We start from the raw sequence: 5705 nt of genomic DNA, 5'->3' as shown, positions 1-5705 counted from the left end.
CCGCGCAGCAGGACATCGCCCTGTGCGATCCCCTGAACGGCGGTGATCAGATCGGAGTCGTCCCGGCCCAGAATCAGCAGCATTTTGTTGTACGGGTCGTCCGGCTGGCTGAGGATTTCCACGGTAGGTTTGTCGACCAGCGGATACTCTTTGAGGAAGTCCGGGCGATGCGCGTTGGTGGCGAAGACGACGGCGTGCTGATGCGATGGCAGCTGGTTATACAGCACCGGGAAACGCTGTCCGCGCCAGTCGGCTTTGACGCCGAACCAGGACGCCAATATGGCCGCGGCGCGCTGTTCCGTCGTCGAAGGACGGGCGGAAAATACGACCGGCAGCTGGAGCGGCTGGGCGTCGCGGCTGTCGAAGAACGGTTCCGGGAAGTGGGACAGATCGTTCTTGAGCGGCAGCTTTTGCAGCGTCAGCTTCAGCGTGCTGTCCTGACCGATCGCCATCCAGATAGCCGTGTTGGTGGTGTTTTCACACTGGTTGGCGTAGTGACCGACCAGCGAGAGTCGGACCCGGTTGAAGTCGCTGATAAAACGCGGGTCGAGATCCAGCTGAATCTGGTTGTTCTTGCCCAGCTGTTCGGTCGTGATGGGCACAATCCCCACCAGCGCATCGTTCAGGAAGACCTGCAGATGCGACTGCGACGGCAGCAGCGCGGGAGACGGGCGGTAGTTCAGCTGGAGGACGGCGCGGGTAACCAGCTCATCGCTGCGCACGCCGAACTCTATCTGACCGTCCGGGCGCATCCCTTGCAGCTGGAAGCTGCCCGGCGGGGGCGCCAGACGGCTGAACGGCAGCAGGCTGGCGCGCACCGGGGGCGTCGTCTCCGTGCGTTCCGGCGCGCTCGGCGGCGCGGCATTATCGATGGCGGCAACCGTATCCGCCGTGGCGGTATGCTCGGAGAGCACGTCCGCATGAGTGATTGGAGAGAATCCAAACAGAATAAAAGTGAACCAACGTAATCTTCTTGTCATTGTGTCATCATCAGTGGGGTCATGCCTTCTGGCCGGGAACGCCGGCAGAGTTGATCCTGACCTGTTGGGGAAAAAACGAAACTACCCAGGCGACGAACGTCGTCAGCAGTATGAACAGCCGCCGTAATCGAGGCGGGCCGTACTCGGCCAGACGTAAGTAACCTTTGAAACCCAGCACGGCGATGTCGGCAAGGCTATGCAGGGGTTTATCCTGAGGAAAGCTGTCCTGCCACAGCGCCCAGGTGTCGGCGCGGGCGAACGTGCATTGAATGAAGTCGACCTGTTGCTCGGTCGTCAGGTTGTGCAACCGGATGCCCGCCGCACGTCCTAATATGCGCTGGACATAGCAGGGGAAGTAGAACTCCTGACGGTCCCGTTGCAGTATCAGAAACACCTTCTCGTCCTTGCGCAGCGCCAGCGCTTCCCGCAGCTCTACGCCGACGCCGCCGTCAGAATAGTCGCGCAGCGTACAAGGCAACATATGGCCGTTTTCCCGCGCCAGCGCGGCGGGCATATCGATGTCCACACGGTGCGACTCGCGCAGCTGCCGGGCTTCGACCGCGACGGACACCGCGCCGCCGAGGATCACCATGTTGTACAGCACCCAGATCAGGCTGATGACCACGGTCAGCATCTCGTTCTGCGGGCCGTAGTACAGCCGCCAGAACGCCATCACTAGCCCCGCCAGATTCAGCAGCACCAGCATGACGTAAGGTCGCGTGATCACCCAGTCGAGGTGCTTTTGCTCGACCAAACCGCCTTTGGCCGTCACGTTGAACGTGCCCTTGTTCGGGTTGAACAGCGCGACCGTGGTCGGGCGGGCGATATACCAGGCCAGCACGGTTTCATACACCTCGCTCCAGAACGAGTGGCGATAGCGTCCCTGAATGCGGGAGTTGGTCAGACTGGTGTGCAGCATATGCGGCAGCACGTAAATGGCGATGGCCAGCGCCGGGGCAAAAATGATGTAGGCGTGGCATAGCAGGAAGGCCAGCGGCGCCAACAGGAAGATCAGCCGTGGAATGCCGGAGAGAAAGTGCAGCATGGCGTTGGCGTAGCACAGCCGCTGCATGAAGGTCAGCCCTTTCCCCATCAGCGGGTTGTCCAGACGAAAAATCTGCACCATGCCTCGCGCCCAGCGAATACGCTGGCCAATGTGCGCGGAGAGGCTTTCGGTCGCCAGCCCGGCCGCCTGCGGGATACGAATATAGGCCGACGAGTAACCGAGCCGGTGTAGTCGCAGCGAGGTGTGCGCATCTTCCGTGACGGTTTCGACGGCGATGCCGCCGATCTCATCCAGCGCGCTGCGGCGAATGATGGCGCAGGAGCCGCAGAAGAAGGTGGCGTCCCAGACGTCGTTACCGTCCTGCACCAGTCCGTAGAACAGGGTGCCTTCGTTCGGCGTACGACGGAAACGGCCCAGGTTACGTTCGAACGGGTCCGGCGAGAAGAAGTGGTGCGGTGTTTGCAGCATCGCCAGCTTCGGATCTTTCAGGAACCAGCCCATCGTCATCTGCAGGAAGGATCGCGCCGGCACATGGTCGCAGTCGAAAATGGTGACGTATTCGCTGCTGCAGGCGGTGCGCAGGGCGTGGTTGATGTTGCCCGCTTTAGCGTGTTCGTGGGTGGATCGCGCGATATAGCGAACGCCGATGCTGTCGGCGAACTCGCGGAACTCCGGTCGGTCGCCGTCGTCGAGCACGTAAATGGTCAGTTTGTCCTGCGGCCAGTCGATGCCTAGCGCGGCGTAGAGCGTGGGTTTGACGACGCTGAGCGGTTCGTTATAAGTGGGGATCAGCAGGTCGACCGTGGGCCACGTCTCAGGCGCGTCAGGCAGGGACACCGGCTGGCGATGCAGTGGCCACAGCGTTTGAAAATAGCCCAGAACCAGCACGCCCCAGGCGTAGGTTTCCGCGGCGACCAGCAGCAGGCCGAAGACCAGACTGACCGGGTCGTCCCAGTTGAGCGTCGAGCTGTAGCGCCACCAGAGATAGCGGCAGGAAACGGTCAGCGACAGCATAATCAGCATCACGGTCGGCAAACGGCCGGGCAGCCGACGTACCACCATCGCCATGCCCCACAGCAGCACGACGAAAATCAGCTGGGTGGCGATATCGAATGGCTGTGAGATGCACAGCAACCCCAGCAATCCGACGAGGATGGCGCAGCCGATCAAGGTGAGTCGCCGCAGCCAGAGCGGCAGCCGACTGACCTGACGTTCGGCCCGCGTATGGAGCTGACGCTGCCGGGCGCGATCCGGCAGGCCGTCGAGCCAGCGGTGAATACGCTGACGGCCGTTCAGCAGCCAACGGAACGAGGAACGCTGTGCATCGCCGGGGAAAAACAGCAGCAGCCAGGATAGTTGCAGCAGGTAACGCAGCGCGTCCAGCGGCCGCGGTCGCTGCGAGGCGATATGCGGAAACAGCTGACGCCGTTTGGCGATAATACGTTGCCAGGCGGGGGTTTCCAGACGACAGACGGTCCAGGCCAGTGCGATCCACAGACACTGCAAACACGCCGTTGGGCCGGATACGCCCAGACGTCGATAGTCGCGGTAGCGGCGCTGCAGCGCCTGATGAATCGGCGGGCAGAGCAGCCAGCGTAATGGACTCATGTTTTTTGCTCCGTCACGTTCAGCTGCAGCCAGGCCGCCAGCGTCGCTATCTCCTCCGTCGCCAGACTGGACGGCCGGTATTCCCCCACGGGCTGCTTCATCATCAGCGCTTCAGAAAAGGCTTCATCCTGATGGACGATGATTGGGAGCAACGCTTGTAGCGTACTGTTCCACAGCTGGTGGAGATCCCGCTGTACGGCGCTGTTGACGTTGAATCGGTTGAGGAGATACAGGTTGATGGCGTCGATCCGTTCGCGATGCAAACGCAGATGGCAGTTGGCGTCCGGCGTGATTACCCGGATCATCCGGTCGGCCGCGTGCAGCAAAGTCTGCGTTAACGGAAGCGGATGCGCTGGCACATCCAACAGGATCCAGCGGTAGTCCTGACGCAGGCCGTTCAGGCGCTCGTCGATCCAGGGCTGGAGGAAGTCCGAGGAAGCGGCTTGATAGCGCATGTGTTCGGCGTCATCCAGCCGACCGAACGGCATGAAGTCGAGGCCGGGGAGATAGCGCATGGCGCTTTCCCGCCAGTCACCGTCCTCCAGTGCTGCGCGCATCCAGCCGTCGTGATAGGACAGGGGCGTGTTGAAATGGATCCCGAGCTGGTTGGAGGGCGAGAAGTCCAGCGCCATGACCGATTCCCCGCTCTGGCTGAGAGCCCAGGCCAGTGCGGACGTGAGTGCGGTGGTTCCGGTGCCGCCGCGTATTCCCTGAAGCGCAATTATTGGCATGGGTTGTCATTCTCTTGCTGCTCGGAATTAAATTCATGCAGTAGAGACCAGCGTGCAATTACTCTGGCCAGACGATTTTCTCTGGCAATATCGACATACCGAATAGGTGCTAATGAAAAAACTTTATTCAATATGGCAATGTCATTTTGCGGCTGTACGCAACCCGCATTTTTATAAACGGCGTTTTCTCTTTTCATCGTCCACTGATGGTTATCGTTTTATATGTGATTAAGAATAAAGCTTTTGGCTTTAATAGAATTATCGGATTAATCTGTATTGTGATCTAAAAGGTGGTCGGGAGCCATAATTAATGGGATAAAGATATGATGATTGTTGCGTATATTACAATTATTTTAAAATTGACGACAAGTGATAACGTCGTTTTGATCTCTTTATTATAAAAAATAATCTATGAAATATTTCTCTACGTTAGGAATAGAACAGCTGCCGGATGAATTAATGTTGATGCAGCCGCCAGGTTGTTATTGGGTTACGGTTCAACGGCAGGAAGACGCTATTGCACTGGCACGACAGGTCATGAGCGCCCAGGCGGCGGTGACGTTAGTCAGCTCGGCGACCGCGCCGCGCGAGCTGCTGACTCCGCCGCTGACTTCAGGGCCGGATCGCATTCCGATGTATTCATTACCGCAAACCAGCAGAGCATTATTGAAGTTGGATAAAGATTTTTTACGTCTATTTTCTTCTTCGTCAAATCCTCAATTGGTTTTGTTTTATACCGAGGTTAGCGATTGGGACAAATTAACTTCTTCAGAATTGTCTGAGTGGTTAAAAAGAATAAATGGCACATTAAAAAAGAAAAAGATTTCGATGGTAATTATTACATATGGAAGAAAAATAATTTCATTGGGTGACCATCTTAATGGCCTATTTCGTTATTTAAATGGGTTCTCGTGTCTCGAATATCAGAAAGATAATTGGAAATATAGAATACATTGGTGGTATAACGCTACGCGATTACTGGCAGACAGACAGTTAGCGTTAATTCTGGAGCACGATCGTTTTTCGTTGATGAAACAAGAAGAGCAAAACACGCCATTAACATTAAATGACGAGCATATTTTTATTGCCGAACGCAGCGTATTGGAAGGGGCTCCTCCATTATCGAACCAGTGGCAATTGCATGACGGCAACGATCGGGTTTATGCACAGGCCGAAGAGGCGGATTCTGCCACCGTCATTTTCTGCCTGAGCCATAACGATCAGACCGGCGCACTGGCTCGTCATATCCACCGACTGCGCAGTCAGCGCGGCACCGGGCTGAAAATCGTCGTGCGCGAGATGGAAGTCGGTCAACGTCAGAACGACGAGCGTCTGCTGCTGGCCTGCGGCGTGAACATTATCGTGCCGTTCGGCACCTCG

Annotated in this window: 5 protein-coding genes; 1 reads left to right on the top strand and 4 read right to left on the bottom strand. The window is 57.5% G+C overall.

Annotation, left to right across the window (positions count from 1 at the left end):
* The 4 genes from Q7O77_RS13915 to bcsR all read right to left on the bottom strand — a co-directional run.
* A partial coding sequence (locus Q7O77_RS13915; RefSeq protein WP_304168414.1) for a cellulose biosynthesis cyclic di-GMP-binding regulatory protein BcsB occupies positions 1-980 on the bottom strand: 980 nt, incomplete at its 3' end.
* Between the two features lie 19 nt (positions 981-999).
* Positions 1000-3594 carry a UDP-forming cellulose synthase catalytic subunit gene (bcsA, locus tag Q7O77_RS13910; protein WP_304168411.1) on the bottom strand — a complete coding sequence of 865 codons (2595 nt, stop codon included), beginning with the start codon at positions 3592-3594 and terminating at the stop codon, positions 1000-1002.
* On the bottom strand, positions 3591-4325 hold the full coding sequence (gene bcsQ, locus Q7O77_RS13905; protein WP_304168408.1) for a cellulose biosynthesis protein BcsQ: 735 nt from the start codon (positions 4323-4325) through the stop codon (positions 3591-3593). The genes bcsA and bcsQ overlap by 4 nt, the downstream gene beginning before the upstream one ends.
* Positions 4316-4522, bottom strand: a complete 207-nt coding sequence (gene bcsR / locus Q7O77_RS13900) for a cellulose biosynthesis protein BcsR (protein WP_304168406.1) — start codon at positions 4520-4522, stop codon at positions 4316-4318. The genes bcsQ and bcsR overlap by 10 nt, the downstream gene beginning before the upstream one ends.
* A 214-nt stretch (positions 4523-4736) precedes the next feature.
* Between bcsR and Q7O77_RS13895 the strand changes: the two genes are divergently transcribed.
* The coding region (locus Q7O77_RS13895; protein WP_304168404.1) for a BcsE family c-di-GMP-binding protein at positions 4737-5705 on the top strand (969 nt) is incomplete at its 3' end.

It is taken from the genome of Lonsdalea britannica (assembly GCF_946477055.1).
Classification (GTDB): Bacteria; Pseudomonadota; Gammaproteobacteria; order Enterobacterales; family Enterobacteriaceae; genus Lonsdalea; species Lonsdalea britannica_A.
This window is presented reverse-complemented; position numbering and strand designations above follow the sequence as displayed.

What these genes read in the sequence shown, in the direction of transcription:
- bcsA (WP_304168411.1), bottom strand. Translation starts at nt 3,594, where the DNA reads ATGAGTCCATTACGCTGGCTGCTCTGCCCGCCGATTCATCAGGCGCTG.
- bcsQ (WP_304168408.1), bottom strand. Translation starts at nt 4,325, where the DNA reads ATGCCAATAATTGCGCTTCAGGGAATACGCGGCGGCACCGGAACCACC.
- bcsR (WP_304168406.1), bottom strand. Translation starts at nt 4,522, where the DNA reads ATGAAAAGAGAAAACGCCGTTTATAAAAATGCGGGTTGCGTACAGCCG.